This window comes from Bacillus sp. FSL R5-0434 (assembly GCF_038004745.1).
Lineage (GTDB): Bacteria > Bacillota > Bacilli > Bacillales > Bacillaceae > Bacillus > Bacillus halotolerans.
In genome coordinates this window covers 2,224,989-2,246,616 of record NZ_JBBORV010000001.1, presented here as the reverse complement: position 1 = coordinate 2,246,616, position 21,628 = coordinate 2,224,989, and the positions used below count along the sequence as shown (strand labels likewise).

Annotated in this window: 24 protein-coding genes; all 24 read left to right on the top strand. The window is 43.6% G+C overall.

Annotated elements, in window-relative coordinates:
* Positions 1-133: 133 nt before the first annotated feature.
* The 24 genes from folE (at position 134) to qcrB (ending at position 21,603) form a co-directional block, all read left to right on the top strand.
* A complete protein-coding gene (gene folE, locus NYE43_RS11360) occupies positions 134-706 on the top strand; it encodes a GTP cyclohydrolase I FolE (RefSeq protein ID WP_010334745.1) in 573 nt (190 codons plus the stop codon).
* A 21-nt stretch (positions 707-727) separates the two neighbouring features.
* Positions 728-955, top strand: coding sequence for a trp RNA-binding attenuation protein MtrB (gene mtrB / locus NYE43_RS11355; RefSeq protein WP_024121871.1), 228 nt, complete (start codon positions 728-730; stop codon positions 953-955).
* A gap of 165 nt (positions 956-1,120) precedes the next feature.
* On the top strand, positions 1,121-1,876 hold the full coding sequence (gene hepS, locus NYE43_RS11350; RefSeq protein ID WP_024121870.1) for a heptaprenyl diphosphate synthase component 1: 756 nt from the start codon (positions 1,121-1,123) through the stop codon (positions 1,874-1,876).
* Positions 1,877-1,881: 5 nt separating this feature from the next.
* Positions 1,882-2,583, top strand: coding sequence for a demethylmenaquinone methyltransferase (menG, locus tag NYE43_RS11345; RefSeq protein WP_024121869.1), 702 nt, complete (start codon positions 1,882-1,884; stop codon positions 2,581-2,583).
* 25 nt (positions 2,584-2,608) lie between these two features.
* Positions 2,609-3,571, top strand: a complete 963-nt coding sequence (gene hepT, locus NYE43_RS11340) for a heptaprenyl diphosphate synthase component II (RefSeq protein WP_024121868.1) — start codon at positions 2,609-2,611, stop codon at positions 3,569-3,571.
* A 115-nt stretch (positions 3,572-3,686) separates the two neighbouring features.
* Positions 3,687-4,136, top strand: a complete 450-nt coding sequence (gene ndk, locus NYE43_RS11335; RefSeq protein WP_168748134.1) for a nucleoside-diphosphate kinase — start codon at positions 3,687-3,689, stop codon at positions 4,134-4,136.
* A gap of 233 nt (positions 4,137-4,369) precedes the next feature.
* Positions 4,370-5,140: a protein-glutamate O-methyltransferase CheR gene (gene cheR, locus NYE43_RS11330; RefSeq protein ID WP_341061934.1), complete on the top strand. Its 771-nt coding sequence runs from the start codon at positions 4,370-4,372 to the stop codon at positions 5,138-5,140.
* A gap of 74 nt (positions 5,141-5,214) precedes the next feature.
* On the top strand, positions 5,215-6,387 hold the full coding sequence (gene aroC / locus NYE43_RS11325; protein ID WP_229042760.1) for a chorismate synthase: 1,173 nt from the start codon (positions 5,215-5,217) through the stop codon (positions 6,385-6,387).
* Positions 6,387-7,475, top strand: a complete 1,089-nt coding sequence (aroB, locus tag NYE43_RS11320; RefSeq protein WP_101860363.1) for a 3-dehydroquinate synthase — start codon at positions 6,387-6,389, stop codon at positions 7,473-7,475. The genes aroC and aroB overlap by 1 nt, the downstream gene beginning before the upstream one ends.
* The gene (gene aroH / locus NYE43_RS11315) at positions 7,472-7,855 is read left to right on the top strand and encodes a chorismate mutase (RefSeq protein ID WP_095713184.1); all 384 of its coding nucleotides are present in this window, start codon (positions 7,472-7,474) and stop codon (positions 7,853-7,855) included. The genes aroB and aroH overlap by 4 nt, the downstream gene beginning before the upstream one ends.
* A gap of 217 nt (positions 7,856-8,072) precedes the next feature.
* A complete protein-coding gene (gene trpE / locus NYE43_RS11310; protein ID WP_341061927.1) occupies positions 8,073-9,620 on the top strand; it encodes an anthranilate synthase component I in 1,548 nt (515 codons plus the stop codon).
* Positions 9,592-10,608 carry an anthranilate phosphoribosyltransferase gene (trpD, locus tag NYE43_RS11305; protein WP_127696822.1) on the top strand — a complete coding sequence of 339 codons (1,017 nt, stop codon included), beginning with the start codon at positions 9,592-9,594 and terminating at the stop codon, positions 10,606-10,608. The genes trpE and trpD overlap by 29 nt, the downstream gene beginning before the upstream one ends.
* Entirely contained in the window at positions 10,601-11,353 is a 753-nt protein-coding gene (gene trpC, locus NYE43_RS11300) for an indole-3-glycerol phosphate synthase TrpC (protein ID WP_095713181.1), read from the top strand. Before trpD ends, trpC begins: the two co-directional genes overlap by 8 nt.
* Positions 11,354-11,357: 4 nt before the next feature.
* Positions 11,358-12,011, top strand: a complete 654-nt coding sequence (locus tag NYE43_RS11295; protein ID WP_341061923.1) for a phosphoribosylanthranilate isomerase — start codon at positions 11,358-11,360, stop codon at positions 12,009-12,011.
* Positions 11,992-13,194 carry a tryptophan synthase subunit beta gene (trpB, locus tag NYE43_RS11290; RefSeq protein WP_341061921.1) on the top strand — a complete coding sequence of 401 codons (1,203 nt, stop codon included), beginning with the start codon at positions 11,992-11,994 and terminating at the stop codon, positions 13,192-13,194. Before NYE43_RS11295 ends, trpB begins: the two co-directional genes overlap by 20 nt.
* Positions 13,187-13,990 carry a tryptophan synthase subunit alpha gene (gene trpA, locus NYE43_RS11285; RefSeq protein WP_024121857.1) on the top strand — a complete coding sequence of 268 codons (804 nt, stop codon included), beginning with the start codon at positions 13,187-13,189 and terminating at the stop codon, positions 13,988-13,990. The genes trpB and trpA overlap by 8 nt, the downstream gene beginning before the upstream one ends.
* A gap of 11 nt (positions 13,991-14,001) precedes the next feature.
* Positions 14,002-15,084 (top strand): histidinol-phosphate transaminase, encoded by a 1,083-nt coding sequence (hisC, locus tag NYE43_RS11280; RefSeq protein WP_341061920.1) that lies wholly within the window; start codon positions 14,002-14,004, stop codon positions 15,082-15,084.
* A 48-nt stretch (positions 15,085-15,132) separates the two neighbouring features.
* A complete protein-coding gene (locus NYE43_RS11275) occupies positions 15,133-16,248 on the top strand; it encodes a prephenate dehydrogenase (protein ID WP_101864442.1) in 1,116 nt (371 codons plus the stop codon).
* A gap of 10 nt (positions 16,249-16,258) precedes the next feature.
* Positions 16,259-17,545, top strand: coding sequence for a 3-phosphoshikimate 1-carboxyvinyltransferase (gene aroA / locus NYE43_RS11270; protein ID WP_024121855.1), 1,287 nt, complete (start codon positions 16,259-16,261; stop codon positions 17,543-17,545).
* A gap of 350 nt (positions 17,546-17,895) precedes the next feature.
* Positions 17,896-19,167, top strand: coding sequence for a tetratricopeptide repeat protein (locus NYE43_RS11265; RefSeq protein WP_103671821.1), 1,272 nt, complete (start codon positions 17,896-17,898; stop codon positions 19,165-19,167).
* A 69-nt stretch (positions 19,168-19,236) separates the two neighbouring features.
* Complete coding sequence (locus NYE43_RS11260) at positions 19,237-19,776, top strand: ReoY family proteolytic degradation factor (protein WP_003225551.1); 540 nt, start codon at positions 19,237-19,239, stop codon at positions 19,774-19,776.
* Positions 19,777-19,834: 58 nt separating this feature from the next.
* Positions 19,835-20,281 (top strand): YpiF family protein, encoded by a 447-nt coding sequence (locus NYE43_RS11255; RefSeq protein WP_101860372.1) that lies wholly within the window; start codon positions 19,835-19,837, stop codon positions 20,279-20,281.
* Positions 20,282-20,423: 142 nt separating this feature from the next.
* Positions 20,424-20,927 (top strand): ubiquinol-cytochrome c reductase iron-sulfur subunit, encoded by a 504-nt coding sequence (locus NYE43_RS11250; protein ID WP_010334725.1) that lies wholly within the window; start codon positions 20,424-20,426, stop codon positions 20,925-20,927.
* A 1-nt stretch (position 20,928) separates the two neighbouring features.
* Positions 20,929-21,603, top strand: a complete 675-nt coding sequence (gene qcrB, locus NYE43_RS11245; RefSeq protein ID WP_003225560.1) for a menaquinol-cytochrome c reductase cytochrome b subunit — start codon at positions 20,929-20,931, stop codon at positions 21,601-21,603.
* The last annotated feature ends 25 nt before the right edge of the window (positions 21,604-21,628 follow it).

Sequence of the window (21,628 nt, the reverse complement as noted above, 5' to 3'; positions counted from 1 at the left end):
TATTTCTTCACAGAAAAGCCCCTTCTTAAGGGGCTTTTCATTTTTTTAGGAGCGTGTGCATTCACTTTGCTTTTAGCGGGGCATGTGTGCTAGAATCGAAATTAAATGTATTCATTGGTGGAGGACACAGAACATGAAAGAAGTTAATAAAGAACAAATCGAACAAGCTGTTCGTCAAATTTTAGAAGCGATCGGAGAGGACCCAAACAGAGAAGGGCTTCTTGATACTCCGAAACGAGTCGCAAAGATGTATGCCGAAGTATTCTCCGGCTTGAATGAAGATCCAAAAGAACATTTCCAGACTATCTTCGGTGAAGACCATGAGGAGCTTGTTCTAGTAAAAGATATCGCGTTTCATTCTATGTGTGAGCATCACCTTGTTCCTTTTTACGGAAAAGCACATGTTGCATATATACCGCGGGGCGGAAAAGTCACAGGGCTCAGCAAATTGGCGCGTGCTGTTGAGGCAGTTGCAAAGCGTCCGCAGCTTCAGGAGCGCATCACTTCTACAATTGCAGAAAGCATCGTAGAAACGCTTGATCCGCATGGCGTAATGGTTGTTGTTGAAGCAGAGCATATGTGCATGACAATGCGGGGCGTAAGAAAGCCGGGCGCCAAAACAGTCACTTCAGCTGTCAGAGGCATTTTCAAAGATGATGCTGCTGCACGTTCAGAAGTATTGGAACATATTAAACGCCAGGACTAATAAAGATAGAGGGTGCTATAAATGAACGAAAAGCATTCAAGCGATTTTGTTGTCATTAAAGCAATTGAGGATGGAGTGAATGTGATCGGCCTGACAAGGGGAACGGACACAAAGTTTCACCATTCCGAAAAACTCGACAAGGGAGAAGTGATCATTGCTCAGTTTACAGAGCATACTTCTGCCATTAAAGTCAGAGGAGAGGCGCTCATTCAAACCGCATACGGAGAAATGAAAAGCGAAAAAAAATAAGCTGGCTGTCCCCGCTGTTTTAAAGCAAATGCTCGCAAACAGCGGGAGGATACAGCCAATTTGTTTTTTTTATGCTATAATGATACCTGCGTAATCTTATGACAAAATAAAACTCATACATATGATTTAGAAATAAATGTGAATTTGGGGACAAGGGTGATATTTTTGCAAGACATCTACGGAACTTTAGCCAATCTGAACACGAAAATAAAACAAAAGCTGTCTCATCCTTATTTAGCGAAGCATATTTCTGCGCCTAAGATCGATGAGGATAAGCTTCTTCTTTTTCATGCATTATTTGAGGAAGCCGACATAAAAAACAATGACAGAGAAAATTATATTGTAACAGCGATGCTTGTACAAAGCGCCCTTGATACCCATGATGAAGTAACGACAGCCAGAGTCATAAAACGAGACGAAAACAAGAACCGTCAATTGACTGTTCTTGCAGGCGATTATTTCAGCGGACTGTACTATTCATTACTATCTGAAATGAAGGATATCTACATGATTAGAACGCTCGCTACAGCAATTAAAGAAATCAATGAACATAAAATTCGTCTGTATGACCGATCTGTAAAGGACGAACACCATTTTTTCGAAAGTGTCGGCATCGTTGAATCAGCTCTATTCCATCGGGTGTCTGAACATTTCAATCTCCCGCGCTGGAAGAAGCTATCGAGTGATTTTTTTGTATATAAGCGGCTTATGACCGGAAATGATACATTTTTAGATGTGATCGGCAGTGTTATACAGCTGGGGAAAACAAAAGAAGAGATGCTGGAAGAGTGTTTTAAGAAAGCAAAGAACAGCATTGAGTCACTTCTGCCTCTAAGCTCACCTATTCAGCAAATTTTATTAAACCGCCTGAAGACAATCAGCCAAGACCAAACTTATCATCAGAAAGTGGAAGAAGGGTAACCATTATGCAGGACTCAAAAGAACAGCGCGTACACGGAGTATTTGAAAAAATATATAAAAACTACGACCAAATGAACTCTGTCATCAGTTTTCAGCAGCACAAAAAATGGCGTGATAAAACGATGCGCATCATGGGTGTAAAAGAAGGCGCCAAAGCTCTTGATGTTTGCTGCGGAACAGCTGACTGGACGATTGCTCTTGCAAAAGCAGCCGGTAAAACCGGTGAAATAAAGGGTTTGGATTTCAGCGAAAACATGCTGAGCGTCGGCAAACAGAAAGTAAAAGACGGCGGTTTCAGTCAAATCGAACTGCTGCACGGAAATGCAATGGAGCTCCCTTTTGATGATAATACATTTGATTTTGTAACAATTGGCTTCGGACTGCGTAATGTGCCGGATTATTTGACCGTACTGAAAGAAATGAGACGTGTGGTGAAGCCTGGCGGACAAGTAGTATGCCTGGAAACCTCACAGCCTGAAATGTTTGGATTTAGACAGGCTTATTTTATGTACTTTAAGTATATTATGCCGTTTTTCGGGAAGCTGTTTGCGAAAAGCTATAAAGAATACTCGTGGCTCCAAGAGTCAGCCAGAGAATTCCCTGGTATGAAGGAACTGGCAGGCCTGTTTGAAGAGGCGGGTCTGAAAAATGTCAAATATCATTCGTTTACTGGCGGAGTTGCTGCCACGCATATCGGATGGAAATGAAAACACAGATGTTTGGGTGAATGATATGAAATTTAAAATGGCCTACTCTTTTTTAAATGACGATATTGATGTAATTGAAAGGGAGCTTGAACAAACCGTACGCTCCGATTATCCGCTTTTGAGCGAGGCGGGTCTTCATCTTTTGCAGGCAGGAGGCAAACGGATTCGGCCTGTCTTCGTTCTGCTTTCCGGCATGTTTGGCGATTACGATATCAATAAGATTAAATATGTCGCTGTCACTCTGGAAATGATTCATATGGCATCGTTGGTTCATGATGATGTCATTGACGATGCGGAGCTTCGCCGGGGAAAGCCGACGATCAAAGCCAAATGGGATAACCGAATTGCGATGTATACAGGCGATTATATGCTTGCCGGATCTCTTGAAATGATGACGAGAATTAATGAACCGAAAGCTCATCGGATCTTGTCACAGACCATTGTTGAAGTGTGTCTTGGAGAGATTGAACAAATCAAAGACAAATACAACATGGAACAGAATCTCAGAACGTACCTGCGGCGCATAAAGAGAAAAACGGCGCTTCTTATCGCTGTCAGCTGCCAGCTGGGGGCTATTGCTTCCGGAGCTGAAGAAAAGATTCATAAGGCGCTCTACTGGTTTGGATATTATGTCGGCATGTCTTATCAAATCATTGATGATATTCTTGATTTTACTTCAACTGAAGAAGAACTGGGTAAACCGGTTGGAGGCGATTTGCTTCAAGGAAATGTTACATTGCCTGTCCTATATGCATTAAAAAATCCAGCTTTAAAGAATCAGCTTAAATTAATTAACAGCGAGACGACACAAGAACAGCTTGCGCCCATTATTGAAGAAATCAAAAAGACAGATGCAATTGAAGCATCGATGGCAGTGAGCGAGATGTATCTGCAAAAAGCTTTCCAAAAACTTAACACGCTTCCGAGAGGGCGTGCGCGTTCTTCTCTTGCAGCCATCGCAAAATATATCGGCAAAAGAAAATTTTAATTTTTTGTATATATTAAGAAATTTCTCCGCCCCGGATTGATTAATTATCTGAAAGATGTTACGATTTCGGTGTGCAATGTGAAAGCCTATACATACATATGATGGGGTGGAGAATGTGATGGAAAAGACTTTTATCATGGTGAAACCGGACGGTGTCCAACGGCAGCTGATCGGGGAAATTTTATCTAGATTCGAACGTAAGGGCTTACAATTAGCTGGCGCAAAGCTGATGAGAGTAACTGAACAAATGGCTGAGAAACACTATGCCGAACATCAAGGAAAGCCTTTCTTTGGAGAACTTGTTGAGTTTATTACTTCCGGACCAGTTTTTGCGATGGTGTGGGAAGGCGAAAATGTCGTTGAAGTGACTAGGCAGCTGATTGGAAAAACAAACCCTAAAGAAGCATTGCCAGGCACCATTCGCGGGGATTTCGGCATGTTTGTCGGAAAAAATATTATCCACGGCTCTGATTCTCTGGAAAGCGCTGAGCGTGAGATTCATATTTTCTTTAAGGATGAAGAGTTAGTATCATATCAACAACTCATGACAGGCTGGATCTATTAATCATTGCTGAAAAAGCCGAGAGAAGAGCCGGCATCTGCACTCCGCCGGTTCCGGCTTTTTTGTAAAGGTTTACATTGACTTGAATATATGGCTAAAACGGCAGGGGATCCACCACTGTCTTTACCAATCATCTGAAATCAGCTGAAAAGCTGATTTTTTTATTTGAAACAATACAATTTCCTGATAAAACAAGCTATACTAGGACAAAAGACAGCGAGACTGGGAGAGAAGAGATGGATACATACAGCGTATTTACAACCAAATGGAAGCAATTAACCGGAGTTGATTTAACTTTATACAAAGAAGCGCAAATGAAGAGAAGGCTGACATCTCTTTATGAGAAAAAAGGTTTTCAAAGCTTTAAGGATTTTGCAGCGGCACTAGAAAAGGATCAGACGCTTTTAAATGAAACATTGGACAGAATGACGATTAATGTTTCAGAATTTTATCGAAATTATAAAAGATGGGAAGTTCTTGAAACAGCTATTTTGCCTTTAATCAAACATTCAAATCCTTTAAAAATATGGAGCGCGGCATGCTCTACAGGGGAGGAGCCTTATACGCTCGCAATGATTTTAGATCAGCAGAAAGGGCTCCCAGGCTATCAGATTTTGGCGACTGATATAGATGATAAGGCACTGGAAAAAGCGAAAAAAGGCGTGTATCAGGAGCGGTCTTTGCAAGAAGTGCCGTCTTCTGTGAAGGATCGTTATTTTACTCAAAACGCTGATAAGAGCTATGAAGTGAAACATGGCATAAAGAAGAACATTAGGTTTCAAAAACATAATCTGCTTGCGGATCGCTACGAGCAAGACTTTGATTTGATTGTGTGCCGCAATGTTTTTATTTATTTTACAGAAAACGCAAAGGAAGAGCTGTACTTAAAAATGGCTCATAGCTTAAAAAAGAATGGGGTTCTCTTTGTCGGCAGCACAGAGCAGATCTTCAATCCGGAGAAATTCGGCCTTTCTCCTGCGGATACATTCTTTTATCAAAAAAGATAGACTGACTTTTTGCTGAAAAATATGTTATAGTAGTTTTACTTAAAAGCGTTAATGTGATGAAGGGAGAAGAAGTCATGAGATATTTAACAGCCGGTGAATCACACGGCCCCCAATTGACAACCATTATTGAAGGTGTGCCTGCGGGGCTTTACATAACTGAGGAAGATATCAACTTTGAGCTTGGCAGACGCCAGAAAGGCCATGGCCGCGGGCGCCGCATGCAGATCGAAAAGGATCAGGCGAAAATTATGAGCGGGGTGCGCCATGCCCGCACTCTCGGTTCACCAATCGCTCTTGTCGTAGAAAATAACGATTGGAAACACTGGACTAAAATTATGGGTGCGGCTCCGATTACTGAAGAAGAAGAAAAGGAAATGAAACGCCAAATTTCCAGACCGAGACCGGGACACGCAGATTTAAACGGTGCGATTAAATATAACCACCGCGATATGAGAAATGTGCTTGAGCGCTCTTCAGCACGTGAAACGACCGTAAGAGTGGCGGCAGGCGCTGTCGCTAAAAAGATCCTTTCTGAGCTTGGCATTAAGGTAGCGGGCCACGTATTACAGATCGGGGCAGTTAAGGCTGAAAAAACGGATTATACTTCAATTAATGACTTGAAGCGTGTGACTGAAGAGTCTCCGGTCAGATGCTACGATGAAGAAGCAGGCAAAAAAATGATGGATGCCATTGACGAAGCGAAGGCAAACGGAGATTCCATCGGCGGAATTGTGGAAGTGATTGTTGAAGGAATGCCGGTGGGCGTGGGCAGCTACGTTCATTATGACCGTAAACTGGACAGCAAGCTTGCTGCGGCAGTACTGTCTATTAATGCATTTAAAGGTGTGGAATTCGGCATCGGTTTTGAAGCGGCCGGGAGAAACGGCAGCGAGGTTCATGACGAAATCATTTGGGACGAAGAAAAAGGATATACGCGTGCTACGAACAGACTTGGCGGATTGGAAGGCGGCATGACGACAGGAATGCCAATCGTTGTCCGCGGAGTCATGAAGCCGATTCCGACATTATATAAACCGCTGAAAAGTGTGGATATTGAAACGAAAGAACCGTTTTCTGCCAGCATTGAACGTTCAGACAGCTGCGCAGTGCCAGCAGCAAGTGTAGTGGCGGAAGCTGCTGTTGCATGGGAAATTGCGAACGCTGTTGTTGAACAATTCGGCTTAGACCAAATTGACCGCATTAGAGAAAACGTGGAGAATATGAGAAAACTGTCGAGGGAATTTTAATGAGAACACTGCATGTTCAAACCGCTTCCTCTTCGTATCCTGTATTTATCGGACAAGGAATCAGAAAAAAGGCTTGTGAACTATTAACCTCGCTAAACAGGCCATTAACACGCATTATGCTTGTTACCGATGAAGAAGTGGATCGCCTGTACGGTGATGAAATGCTTCACCTGCTGGAAGAAAAATGGCCTGTGAAAAAAGTGACGGTGCCGAGCGGAGAGCAGGCGAAATCAATGGATATGTACACGAAGCTGCAGAGTGAAGCGATTCGATTTCATATGGATCGCTCCTCATGCATCATCGCTTTTGGAGGCGGTGTTGTAGGAGATCTTGCTGGATTTGTGGCTGCTACTTTTATGCGCGGCATTGATTTCATTCAAATGCCTACAACGCTTTTGGCGCATGACAGCGCGGTCGGAGGAAAAGTAGCGGTGAATCATCCGCTTGGAAAAAATCTGATCGGCGCATTTTATCAGCCCAAAGCCGTGCTTTACGATACGGACTTTCTCCGTTCCCTACCGGAAAAAGAGCTTCGGTCCGGGATGGCAGAAGTGATTAAGCATGCTTTTATTTATGACAGAGAATTCCTGAAAGACCTGCTGGACATTCACTCATTGAACGATATCACCAGTGAGCAGCTGAATGACATGATTTTTAAAGGTATTTCGATTAAAGCGTCTGTCGTTCATCAGGATGAAAAGGAAGAAGGAATCAGAGCCTATCTTAACTTTGGGCATACGCTAGGCCACGCAGTTGAGGCGGAGTATGGCTACGGACAGATCACCCACGGTGATGCGGTAGCACTCGGTATGCAGTTTGCTTTATATATAAGTGAACAGGAAGCCGGCTGTGAAATGGACAGAAATCGATTAGTCAGCTGGCTTAAGAACCTAGGCTATCCAAGCCGCATTAAAAAAGAAACGGCAACTTCCGTGCTTTTAGACCGTATGATGAATGATAAAAAAACCCGCGGCGGTATGATTCAATTCATCGTTCTCAAAGAATTAGGAAAAGTCGCCGACCATACGTTTTCAAGAGATGAACTTGAGAGCTGGCTGAACAAATGGCGAATGGAGGAGACATCATGATGATTCGTGGAATTCGCGGAGCAACTACAGTAGAAAAGGATACTGAAGAAGAGATTTTACAAAAAACCAAACAGCTGTTAGAAAAAATGATAGAAGAAAACAAAACAAAGCCGGAAGATGTTGTTCAAATGCTTCTATCGGCGACGCCTGACCTGCACTCTGTTTTCCCGGCAAAAGCTGTCCGTGAGCTTTCTGGCTGGCAGTATGTGCCGGTGACATGTATGCAGGAAATGGATGTTACAGGCGGTCTGAAAAAATGTATAAGGGTCATGATGACTGTTCAGACTGAAGTTCCTCAGAATCAAATCAGACATGTCTATTTAGAAAAAGCGGTTGTATTAAGACCCGATTTATCATTGACAAAAAATAATGAATTGTAATACGATTAGAACAGCTTAGAAATACACAAGAGTGTGTATAAAGCTTAGTGAATGAGTTGAGTTAGAGAATAGGGTAGCAGAGAATGAGTGTAGTTGAGCTGAGACATGTATGTTTATTCTACCCAAAAGAAGCCTTTCTTTTGGGTTTATTTTGTTATATCTTGATTTTCCCTCTCATGCCTTCTTCTCATTCTCCTTGCCAAAAGGAGTGAGAGCAATGAATTTCCAATCAAACATTTCTGCATTTTTAGAGGACAGTATGTCCTACCGCACCATACCGATTGTGGAGACATTCACAGTTGACACACTGACACCTATCCAAATGATCGAGCAGCTGGACAGGAAGATCACTTACCTTCTTGAAAGCAAGGATGACACATCAAATTGGTCCAGATATTCGTTCATCGGCCTTCAGCCATTTCTCACGATCAAAGAACAGCAAAATGATTTTACTGCTCAAGATGAGAATGGACGATCCCTTTACACTGGAAAAGAATTAAAAGAGGTTCTGGATTGGATGAATGCAGCATACAAAATCAAAACGCCAGAGCTTGCCATTCCCTTTGTAGGCGGAGCTGTCGGGTATTTAAGCTATGACATGATCCCGATGATTGAACCTTCTGTTCCTCGCCACAGGAAGGAAACGGAATTTGAAAAGTGTATGCTGTTTGTTTGCAGCACATTAATTGCTTATGATCATGAAACAAAAAACGTCCACTTTATTCAGTATGCTAGATTGAATGGACAAGAAACTGAAGCTGAAAAAATTGCTGTGTTCAATAAAAATCACCGAGAGCTACAAGGCCTCATTGATAAGATGATGGATCAAAAAAACATAAAAGAACTGTTTCTTTCATCTGAGTCATATAAGACACCAGGTTTCGATTCAGTATCTTCAAATTACGAAAAATCAGCGTTTATGGCAGATGTAGAAAAGATCAAAGAATATATAAAAGCAGGCGACATCTTTCAAGGTGTCCTGTCACAAAAATTTGAGATTCCGATAACAGCAGATTCCTTCGAATTGTACAGAGTGCTGCGAATCGTCAATCCTTCGCCGTATATGTATTATATAAAACTCCCGGACAGAGAGATTGTCGGCAGCTCTCCGGAACGGTTAATCCACGTTCAAGACGGGCATTTGGAAATCCATCCGATTGCCGGAACAAGAAAAAGAGGCGCAGACAAAGAGGAAGATGAAAAACTCAAAATTGATCTGATGAAAGATGAAAAAGAAAAAGCGGAGCATTATATGCTCGTTGATCTAGCTCGAAACGATATCGGCAGAGTGGCAGAGTATGGATCGGTTGCTGTGCCGGAGTTCACAAAGATCGTCTCATTTTCACATGTTATGCACATCATTTCAGTCGTCACAGGGAGGTTGAAAGAGGGAGTTCACCCTGTTGATGCGCTAATGTCGGCTTTTCCTGCGGGAACTTTAACCGGGGCCCCAAAAATCCGCGCCATGCAGCTTTTAAATGAATTGGAGCCGACACCGAGAGAGACATACGGCGGCTGCATCGCCTACATCGGATTTGACGGGAATATCGACTCCTGTATTACGATCCGCACCATGAGCGTAAAAAACGGTGTTGCATCGATACAGGCTGGAGCAGGTATTGTTGCTGATTCTGTGCCGGAAGCCGAATATGAAGAAAGCTGCAACAAAGCGGGCGCACTGCTGAAAACCATTCATATTGCTGAAGACATGTTTCGTAGCAAGGGGGATGAAGCCGATGAACCAATTTCTGCAAACGTGCGTTGATGGTAAGACACTTACTGCTGTTGAAGCGGAAGCGCTTATGAATATGATGATGACAGCAGAAATGACTCCTTCTGAAATGGGCGGTATATTGTCAATCCTGGCTCATCGGGGCGAAACTGCAGAAGAGCTGGCGGGCTTTGTGAAGGCCATGCGGACACATGCCCTTACGGTAGACGGACTTCATGATGTGGTTGACACATGCGGTACAGGCGGTGACGGCATCTCTACCTTTAATATTTCAACGGCATCGGCAATCGTTGCTTCAGCAGCAGGAGCTAAAATTGCTAAGCACGGCAATCGCTCCGTATCCTCTAAAAGCGGAAGCGCCGATGTTCTAGAAGAGCTTGGGATACCAATCCAAACCACACCTGAAGAAGTCAGAATCAGCATTGAAACAAATAACATGGGATTTCTGTTTGCGCCGCTTTATCATTCGTCCATGAAACATGTGGCGGGCACAAGAAAAGAGCTCGGATTCAGAACGATTTTTAATTTGCTCGGACCGCTCAGCAATCCTTTGCAGGCGAAGCGTCAGGTGATCGGTGTCTATTCTGCTGAAAAAGCGGGATTGATGGCAAGCGCACTGGAAATGTTCCAGCCGAAGCATGTACTATTCGCAGCAAGCCGTGACGGTTTAGATGAGCTTTCGGTTACATCACCGACCGATGTGATTGAAATAAAGGATGGAGAGCGCCGGGAATATACTGTTTCACCCGAAGACTTCGGCTTCAAAAATGGCAGACTTGAAGATATACAGGTGCAGTCACCGACAGAAAGCGCTCATCTGATTCAGAATATTTTTGAAAATAAAAGCAGCCGATCAGCTTTATATATTACAGCCTTTAATGCCGGCGCTGCGATATACACGGCGGGTATTGCCGAAACACTGAAAGAAGGAACGGAGCTTGCGTTAGAAACGATTGCAAGCGGAGGTGCCGCAGCGCAGCTTGATAGACTGAAACAGAAAGAGGGAGAGATCTATGCTTGAAAACATAATCAATCAAAAAAAAGAAGAAGTCAAAACTCTCATCCTGCCAGAAGAGCAGCCTTTTGAAAAACGGTCTTTTAAAGAGGCGCTGGCTAACCCGAACCGTTTTATCGGATTGATTGCCGAAGTCAAAAAAGCGTCGCCGTCAAAAGGACTCATTAAAGAAGATTTTGTTCCGGAGCGGATTGCAAAAGACTATGAAGCTGCGCAGGCAGACGCGCTTTCTGTTTTAACTGACTTTCCGTTTTTCCAAGGGAAAAACAGTTATTTATCAGACGTAAAGCGTGCTGTTTCGATTCCGGTGCTGAGAAAAGATTTTATTATCGATTCTATTCAAGTGGAGGAATCAAAGAGAATTGGAGCAGATGCCATATTGTTAATCGGAGAGGTGCTTGATCCTGTACAGCTTCACGAGTTGTATCTCGAAGCAGGGGAAAAGGAAATGGACGTGTTAGTGGAGGTTCATGATCAAACGACGCTTGAACAAATAGTGAAGGTATTCACCCCTGATATTCTCGGTATTAATAATCGAAACTTAAAAACGTTTGAAACTTCGCTTGAACAGACGAAACAGATTGCATCCCTAGTTCCGAAAGAATGCTTGCTTGTCAGTGAAAGCGGCATTGGTTCTTTAGAACATTTAACATTTGTCAAAGAACATGGAGCACAAGCTGTTCTAATCGGAGAGTCATTGATGAGACAGCATTCACAGCAAAAAGCAATCCATGCTTTGTATGGGGAGTGAGGTTGTGAAAAAACCGGCATTAAAGTATTGCGGTATACGGTCACTGCAGGACCTGCGGCTTGCAGCGGATTCACAGGCAGATTATCTGGGTTTTATTTTTGCTGACAGTAAACGAAAAGTATCTCCGGCAGATGTGAAAAAGTGGCTGAGCCAAGTTCGCACCAAAAAACAGATTGCAGGCGTTTTTGTGAATGAATCGCTGGGAACGATTGCCCGTATAGCAGGCGATTTGCAGCTTGACGTCATCCAGCTTCATGGTGATGAGACTCCAAAGGATGCTGAAGTCCTCCGTCTGCTGACAAATTGTGAAATATGGAAGGCGCTCCATCATAACAGCACAGTAATTCAGAACTTGGACCGCTTTAACGATTCTGTAGACGGTTTTGTGATTGACTCATCTGTAAAAGGGGCAAGAGGCGGGACTGGAGTGGCTTTTGCTTGGGAGTGTGTGCCTGAATATCAGCAGAAAGCTGAACAAACGGGGAAACGGTGTTTCATCGCAGGCGGTGTGAATCCCGACACAATCGCAGACTTATTGAAATGGAGACCGGGCGGAGTCGATCTTGCCAGCGGAATAGAAAAGAACGGGCAAAAAGATGTCAAACTGATTAGGCTCTTAGAAGAAAGGATGAACCGATATGTATCCATATCCGAATAAAATAGGCAGATACGGCGATTTTGGCGGGAAATTTGTTCCGGAAACTCTTATGCAGCCGTTAGAAGAAATTGAAACAGCATTTAAGGAAATAAAGGATGATCCTGTTTTTAGGGGAGAATATCATAAGCTGTTAGCTGAATATTCCGGCAGGCCGACCGCATTAACATATGCCGATCGAGTCACAGAGCATTTAGGCGGCGCTAAAATTTATTTGAAAAGAGAAGATTTAAACCATACAGGTTCCCATAAAATCAACAATGCTTTAGGCCAGGTATTGCTTGCAAAAAAAATGGGCAAAACGAAAATCATTGCAGAAACAGGTGCCGGACAGCATGGAGTAGCCGCCGCCACGGTTGCTGCAAAGTTTGGTTTTTCCTGCATTGTATTTATGGGTGAAGAGGATGTCGCCCGCCAGTCTCTGAACGTATTCCGAATGAAGCTTCTTGGAGCAGAGGTTGTGCCGGTCACAAGCGGAAACGGGACACTGAAGGATGCGACAAATGAGGCTATCCGCTATTGGGTTCAGCATTGTGAGGATCATTTTTACATGATTGGATCGGTCGTCGGACCGCACCCTTACCCGCAAATTGTCCGGGAATTTCAAAAAATGATCGGAGAGGAAGCGAAGGATCAGCTGAAGGACATTGAGGGAACACTGCCTGATAAAGTCGTTGCCTGCGTAGGCGGCGGAAGTAATGCGATAGGCATGTTTCAGGCATTTTTAGACGAAGATGTTGAACTGATCGGTGCTGAAGCGGCAGGAAAAGGAATTGACACCCCGCTTCATGCCGCTACCATTACGAAAGGAACTGTCGGTGTGATTCACGGTTCGCTCACTTACCTCATTCAAGACGAGTACGGTCAAATTATTGAGCCTTATTCAATTTCAGCAGGACTTGACTATCCGGGAATTGGTCCGGAGCACGCTTATTTGCATAAAAGCGGCCGTGTCACATACGATAGCATAACTGATGAAGAAGCAGTAGATGCGTTAAAACTATTGTCAGAAAAAGAAGGGATTTTACCAGCGATCGAATCTGCTCATGCATTAGCGAAGGCATTTAAAATCGCAAAAGAGATGGGGCGGGATCAAACTATCCTTGTCTGTTTATCAGGAAGAGGAGACAAGGATGTCAACACATTAATGAACGTATTGGAAGATGAGGTGAAAGCGCATGTTTAAAGTAGACCTGCAGCAGTCGGGAAAGTTGTTTATCCCGTTTATTACAGCGGGTGATCCGTTGCCGGAAGTTTCAGTCGAACTGGCTAAGTCTCTTCAAAAAGCGGGTGCCACGGCACTTGAGATCGGTGTAGCATATTCAGATCCGCTGGCAGACGGTCCGGTGATTCAGCGGGCTTCAAAACGGGCGCTTGAGAACGGGATGAATATTGTAAAAGCGATTGAATTAGGCGGAGAAATGAAAAAAAATGGCGTCAATATTCCCATTATCCTCTTTACGTATTATAATCCTGTGTTACAATTGAACAAAGAATACTTTTTCGCTTTACTGCGGGAAAATCATATAGACGGCCTGCTTGTTCCGGACCTGCCTTTAGAAGAGAGCGCCAGCCTTCAAGCGGAATGCAAAACCCATGAGGTAACGTATATTTCTTTAGTTGCACCGACAAGCGAAAGCCGTTTGAAAACGATTATTGAACAAGCCGAGGGCTTCGTCTACTGTGTATCTTCGTTAGGTGTGACCGGTGTCCGAAATGAGTTCAATTCATCAGCTTATCCATTTATCCGGACAGTGAAGAATCTCAGTTCTGTGCCGGTTGCTGTAGGGTTTGGTATTTCCAGCCGCGAGCAGGTGGTCAAGATGAATGAAATCTGTGACGGTGTCGTAGTGGGAAGTGCGCTCGTCAAAAAGATAGAAGAATTAAAGGAACGGCTCATCAGCACTGAGACGAGAGATCGTGCAGTGCAGGAGTTTGAAGATTACGCGAAGACGTTTGGCGGTTTGTACAGTTTAAAATGAGGTGACTGGATTTGCGTATCAAAGAACATTTAAAACAACTGAAGCCTTATCAGCCGGGTAAACCGATTGAAGCAGTAAAAGCAGAATATGGCTTGGATAAAGTCGTGAAGCTTGCATCAAACGAAAATCCGTACGGCTGTTCGGAAGCTGCAAAAGAGGCACTTCATCATGAAATTCAACAGCTTGCGCTTTATCCCGATGGATATAGCGCCGCTTTGCGGACAAGGCTCAGTGAGCACCTCAATGTGAGCGAAACATCACTTATTTTCGGCAATGGTTCAGATGAAATCATCCAAATAATATGCCGGGCTTTTTTAAACGACAAAACAAACACGATTGCAGCAGCACCGACTTTTCCGCAATATAAGCATAATGCGGTAATTGAAGGCGCTGAGGTTCGTGAAATTGCCCTTCGTTCTGACGGCTCTCATGATTTAGACGCGATGCTTGAAGCGATTGACGAACAGACTCAAGTCGTTTGGATTTGCAGCCCGAACAACCCGACTGGCAATTATACAGCTGAAGGAGAATTGATTTCATTTCTGGAACGTGTTCCTTCTCGTGTCCTCGTTGTTCTTGATGAAGCATATTATGAATATGTAACAGCTGAGGATTACCCGGAAAGCATACCGCTTTTGAATACGTATTCCAACTTGATGATATTGCGTACGTTTTCAAAGGCATACGGTCTGGCGGCGCTTAGAGTCGGATACGGTATTGCTGACGAAAAATTGATCCGCCAAATAGAGCCGGCAAGAGAGCCGTTTAACACCAGCCGTCTTGGCCAGGCTGCAGCGATTGCAGCGCTTGACGATCAAGAATTTATCGCTTCTTGCATCGAGAAAAATCAAGCAGGCCTTCAGCAGTATTATGATTTTGCGGAAACACACGGATTAAAATGCTACCCTTCACAGACAAACTTTGTTTTAATAGATTTTAACCGCCCGTCTGATGAATTGTTTCAGGCATTGCTGCAAAAAGGTTATATTGTCCGATCAGGAAATGCATTAGGGTTCCCGACTTCACTCCGGATTACGATCGGCACGAAAGAGCAAAACGAGGAAATTCTCGCAACTTTAGCTGAAATTTTATAAGAGGTGGTCAAGAATCACCTCTTTAGTCTATGAACCAGGTGATGACGAATGAATCAAATCAAAGATACAATATTGCTCGCCGGTCTCGGATTGATAGGCGGTTCTATTGCGTTAGCCATCAAAAAAAAACATCCGGAAAAACGCATTATTGGGGTCGATATCTCAGATGAGCAGGTAGTGGCTGCCTTAAAATTAGGTGTGATAGACGAGAGTGCTGATTCGTTTATTGACGGCGCGAAAAAAGCTGCAACCGTTATTATTGCAACACCTGTTGCGCAAACGCTGCTTATGCTTGAAGAGCTGGCCCATTCAGAAATTAAGCATCCGCTTTTGATTACTGACGTAGGAAGCACAAAGCAAAAAGTGGTTCATTACGCCGATCAAGTGCTGCCTGCCGGCTACCAATTTGTCGGAGGGCATCCGATGGCGGGCTCGCATAAATCAGGAGTTGCCGCTGCAAAGGAATTTCTGTTTGAAAATGCATTTTATATTTTAACCCCGGGCCGTAAAACGGACAGACAAGCGGTCAATCAGTTAAAACATTTGCTGCAAGGGACGAATGCCCAATTTGTAGAAATGTCGCCTGAAGAGCATGATGGCGTAACAAGCGTGATCAGTCATTTTCCGCATATTGTTGCAGCCAGTCTTGTGCATCAGACCCATCACTCGGAAGAGCTTTATCCGCTTGTGAAGCGGTTTGCTGCCGGCGGTTTTCGGGATATTACCCGGATTGCATCAAGCAGTCCTGCAATGTGGCGTGATATTCTGTTACATAATAAAGATAAGATTTTAGATCGTTTTGATGAGTGGACTCGTGAGATTGAAACGATCCGGACATATGTAGAGCATGGAGATGCGGAAAAACTATTCAATTATTTTAAAACGGCAAAAGACTACCGTGATGGACTGCCTCTCCGCCAGAAGGGCGCAATACCGGCATTTTATGATTTATACGTAGACGTGCCGGATCATCCTGGTGTGATTTCCGAGATAACGGCTATACTTGCTGCGGAACGCATCAGTATAACGAATATTCGCATTATTGAAACGAGAGAAGATATTAACGGGATTTTAAGGATCAGTTTTCAATCCGATGATGACCGCAAACGGGCCGAACAGTGCATAGAAGCCCGCGCGGAATACGAAACTTTTTATGCTGATTGAGGTGGAAACAATGAAAAGAGAAAAGGTGCAGGCGTTAAACGGCGAAATACATATTCCCGGTGATAAATCTATTTCTCACCGCTCTGTTATGTTTGGCGCGCTTGCGAAAGGCACAACAACTGTTAAAAATTTTCTGCCGGGAGCAGACTGTCTGAGCACCATCGATTGCTTTAGTAAGATGGGTGTTCAAATTGAGCGAAACGGCAGTGATGTAGTCATTCACGGGAAAGGGATGGATTCCCTGCGAGAACCAGAAAGTCTGTTAGACGTCGGTAATTCAGGCACAACGATTCGTCTGATGCTCGGAATCCTTGCGGGCCGCCCTTTTTACAGCGCGGTAGCTGGGGATGAAAGCATTGCGAAACGCCCAATGAAACGTGTAACAGAACCTCTGAAACAAATGGGCGCTAAAATTGACGGCAGAGCCGGCGGAGAATTTACACCGCTGTCAGTAAGCGGCGGTACATTAAAAGGCATTGACTATGTATCACCTGTGGCCAGCGCGCAAATTAAATCAGCTGTTCTGCTTGCCGGGTTACAGGCTGAGGGGACTACCACTGTCACCGAGCCTCATAAATCCAGAGATCATACTGAACGGATGCTGTCGGCTTTCGGAGTGAAACTGGCAGAGGACAAGACAAGCGTTTCCATAAAAGGCGGCCAGCAGCTCACGGCTGCAGATATTTTTGTTCCAGGAGATATTTCTTCAGCCGCGTTTTTCCTTGCAGCTGGCGCAATGATTCCAAACAGCAGAATTGTACTGAAAAACGTGGGGTTAAATCCGACTCGCACCGGTGTCATCGACGTGCTTCAAAACATGGGGGCAAAGCTTGAAATCATACCATCTGTTGACGAAAGCGCAGAGCCTTATGGAGATTTAATCATTGAAACGTCATCTCTTAAAGCGGTTGAAATTGGCGGAGATATTATTCCGCGCTTGATTGATGAGATACCTATTATTGCGCTTCTTGCGACTCAGGCGGAAGGAACAACAGTCATTAAGGATGCCGCAGAGCTTAAAGTGAAAGAAACGAACCGTATCGACACAGTTGTTTCAGAGCTTCGAAAGCTCGGTGCTGAGATTGAACCGACTGAAGACGGAATGAAGGTATACGGCAAACAAACTCTTAAAGGCGGCGCGAAAGTATCCAGTCATGGTGATCATCGGATCGGAATGATGCTCGGCATAGCTTCCTGTTTAACAGAGGAGCCGGTTGAGATCGGACAGACAGACGCCATTCATGTGTCATATCCAAACTTTTTTGATCATTTAAATAAGCTTTCAAACAAATCCTGAAGTTTTATGCTTCAGGATTTGTTGTGTGAGCGTTTATCAGTCATAAACTGAAGGGGAAAAACATAGCCTGTCTTATAAAGGAATATAAAAACTAAAAAAGAGGGAGGGGTGCTTTACTTACAAGTCGGCAGGTCAAGGGCTGCTTTACTGTAATAGAGGGCTATCTTCCTTTTTTTATTTGCTATCGCAGGATCTTTTGATAAACTAATAAGACTCAGAAATTCCTTGACGTACAGTGTAAGCATCTTATTTGCCGAGGGCTTTCCTCTGAATTATGATAGGATTAACCCAAACAAGTAAGACTTTTATGTATGATTGATGTTGTTAGGAAAAGAAAGGACCGGTCCGATTTGAATACATTAATTCAAGAAGCCATAAAATTAGTTGAAGCAGGAGAAACAGAAAAGGGACTCAACACCCTCTCGAAGGCCGAAAAACAGCTTCATGATGAAGATAAAGCCATCGCAGCACAGCTTTATTACGAGTGGGGAAATGTAGAGAAAGCGATCTCACTGATCAGTGATTTGCATGATTTATATCCGAATGAAACAGAACTGACGAATTTTTATGCTGAACTTTTAATAGATATTGACGAAGAAGAAAAAGCGCTGGCTGTGCTGGAAACGATCCCGGAATCAGACCCATCATATCCGGAAAGCCTGCTGCTCATGGCTGATCTTTATCAGATGCAGGGGCTGTTCGAAGTAAGTGAGCAAAAGCTTTTACAGGCAAAGTCTATTCTTGAAAATGAACCAATCATTGATTTTGCGCTAGGCGAGCTTTACTTTACTCAAGGAGCCTATGCAAAAGCTGTTCAATATTTTAAAAGAACGGCTGGGGAGCAGAGTGAGATCGGAGGCGTTAATGTCCACCAAAGACTGGCGGAATCGCTAAGTGCATCAGGAGATTTTGAGGAGGCCATTCCGTGGTATGAAAAAGCTGTAGATGAGAATCCTGACCCTAATACAATTTTCGGCTATGGATTTACAGCCTCGCAGGCGGGACTGATCAAAACGGCTATTAAACAGCTGTCCGATTTAAAGGAGCTTGATCCATCCTATTCATCACTTTATATGCCGCTTTCAAAGAGCTATGAGGCTGAAGGGATGTATGAAGAGGCATTAAAAACGGCAAAAGAGGGTATCAGGTATGATGAATATAACAAAGAACTTTTCCTCTATGCCGCAAAGATGGCGTTAAAAATCGGGAAGTCAGAAGAAGGGAAAAAACTTCTTCAGGAAGCGCTTGCTCTTGATCCTGGTTTTGTCGAAGCACTTCATACTCTCCTTGCTGTGTATCATAAGGAAGAGGATTTTGAGCAAATTATTGATCTGATTCAAGAGGTGCGGGGCTACGGGGAAGAAGATCCGAAATACAATTGGTATCTGGCCAGCGCTTACACCGAATTAGAGCAGTATGAACAAGCAAAACAATCCTTTGAAGCAGCTTTTCTTCACTATCGTGATGACAGAGATTTCTTATACGAATACGCAACCTTTTTATTAGAAGAAGGCCTCCAACAAGAAGCGCTGCCGCTATTGAAAAAGGTACTCGAAATAGACGGAGCCAATGAAGAGTTGGAAGAAATAATCTTGCGGATCGAGGATGAATTTTCGAGATAAGCAGGAAATTTAACCGCTTATGTGGAACATATAAGTATAGATTATACGAACGATAGAGGAGGGAATTACATGCAGACCCCTGTTTCTGTCAATGAGAAAAAGGATTTTATCCGTTGGTTTTTAAACCATTATCAGCTAAAGCGCAGAGAGTGCGTATGGATCTTGAACTATTTAATGAGCCACGATTCTTTAATGGAAAAGGTTCATTTTGTAGAGCAGGCAGAATTTTGCCCTAGAGGCATTATAATGTCAACACATTGTGTTGAAGAAGTTCCGTTTCGGTTTTATAAAGAGAATGTTATGACAACCGACGCGGAAAAATCTTTTCATGATATTAGATTAAATAAACAGCAGGATTTGTTTATCCAGCTTAATTTCCGTTCAGCCTACAGTTCTCCTGAGTATGCGGCGGTGCTGGAGTCCAACCCTCACATTCCGAAAGATCTGTTTGAAAACAAAAAAGATCAGGGGCTGGCTGAACAAATCCTGGAGCACGCCATTTCTACATTCCAAAGAGAAAAATTATTAAAAGACATTGACGATGCGCTTGATCGTCACGATAAAGAAGCATTTGAACAATTATCGCGCCAATTGAATCAGCTCACATAACATGACCAGCCTTGCAGTGTAATGCAAGGCTTGTTGTCGTAAAAAGGGGAGAACGATGATGAGGTGGAAAATGCCTGATGCTAAGGACTATTTACAATCTAAAGATTACATCGATACCGCTGTCATACCATTAATTAACATAAAAATGGGGAGCCAATTAAAAATAGCAGCTGAAAGAGGCGAATTTACGCAGCTTCTAGCTGATGAATTGGAAAGGCAGTTAAAAGGACGGGTATATTTATTGCCTGCTTATACATATGTTGATAGAAATGAAAATACCGTTCAAGGGCTGAAAGATTTACAGGAGGAGGTCAAATCAGATTTTCAGCATGTTGTACTGCTGACAGCTGATGATCATTGGAGTTGCGAAGAGTCATTGGGGAAGATGATTGTTGCGCCTTCTGTTCCGTTAGAGCACTTAAATGACTCCATAAAAAGAAAAATATTAGATGAACGAACAGCTGAAATTTTGAACGTTTTGTTACAGTTATGGAACGCCTCGTAAAAACACTTACATTTCCTTATAAACAATATTTTGGCTATATTGACCTTGCTGAGAGATTCATATATTATGAGGGTGTCTAGAGTTATGAAATATTTTCTATTTTAGTCAGTTTGCAGGGTTGACCTTGAGGGGGGGAGAAGAGATGGGCGGAAGACATGATATATCGAGACGTCAATTTTTAAATTATACGCTTACAGGCGTAGGGGGGTTTATGGCGGCTAGTATGCTCATGCCTATGGTTCGCTTTGCACTCGACCCGGTATTAAAATCGACAGGAAAGCAGGACATGGTTCAGGTTGTCAGCGTAGATGAGCTGACAAAAGAGCCGCAGCGCTTTGATTTCAAAATTAATCAAGTCGATGCCTGGTATGAGTCGGAAGAATCGAGATCAGCTTGGGTTTTCAAAAATGGGGATGAGATTGTAGCACTTTCACCAATTTGTAAGCATTTGGGGTGTACGGTGAACTGGAACAGCGATCCTAAAAATCCGAATAAATTTTTCTGTCCTTGCCACTACGGACTCTATGAAAAAGACGGCACCAATGTCCCGGGCACGCCGCCGCTTGCGCCTCTTGATCATTACGAGCAAGAAGTTAAAGACGGCTTCCTGTATCTTGGAAAAGCAAAGCCTAAGGGGGAAGGGTGACATGCTGAACAAAATTTATGACTGGGTAGATGAACGGCTTGATATTACACCGATGTGGAGGGATATTGCCGATCACGAAGTGCCGGAACATGTGAATCCCGCCCACCATTTCTCTGCGTTTGTGTACTGTTTTGGGGGACTGACGTTTTTTGTAACCGTTATCCAAGTGTTGTCTGGGATGTTTTTAACGATGTACTATGTGCCTGATATTAAAAATGCCTGGGAATCGGTATATTATTTGCAAAATGAAGTTGCATTCGGCCAGATTGTCAGGGGAATGCACCATTGGGGCGCCAGCTTGGTCATTGTGATGATGTTTTTACATACGCTGAGGGTCTTTTTCCAAGGGGCGTATAAAAAGCCGCGGGAACTGAACTGGATAGTCGGTGTGTTAATCTTTTTTGTCATGCTTGGGCTTGGGTTTACAGGCTACTTGCTACCTTGGGATATGAAGGCTCTGTTTGCCACAAAAGTCGGGCTGCAGATCGCTGAAGCCACTCCTTTGATCGGGACGCAAGTCAAAACACTCCTGGCAGGGCATCCGGATATTGTAGGCGCCCAAACGCTGACTAGGTTTTTTGCGATCCATGTATTCTTTCTTCCTGCCGCCTTGTTTGGATTGATGGCCGCACACTTTATTATGATCCGCAAGCAGGGGATTTCAGGACCGCTTTAAACTTGATCTGCGAATAAAAGGGAGG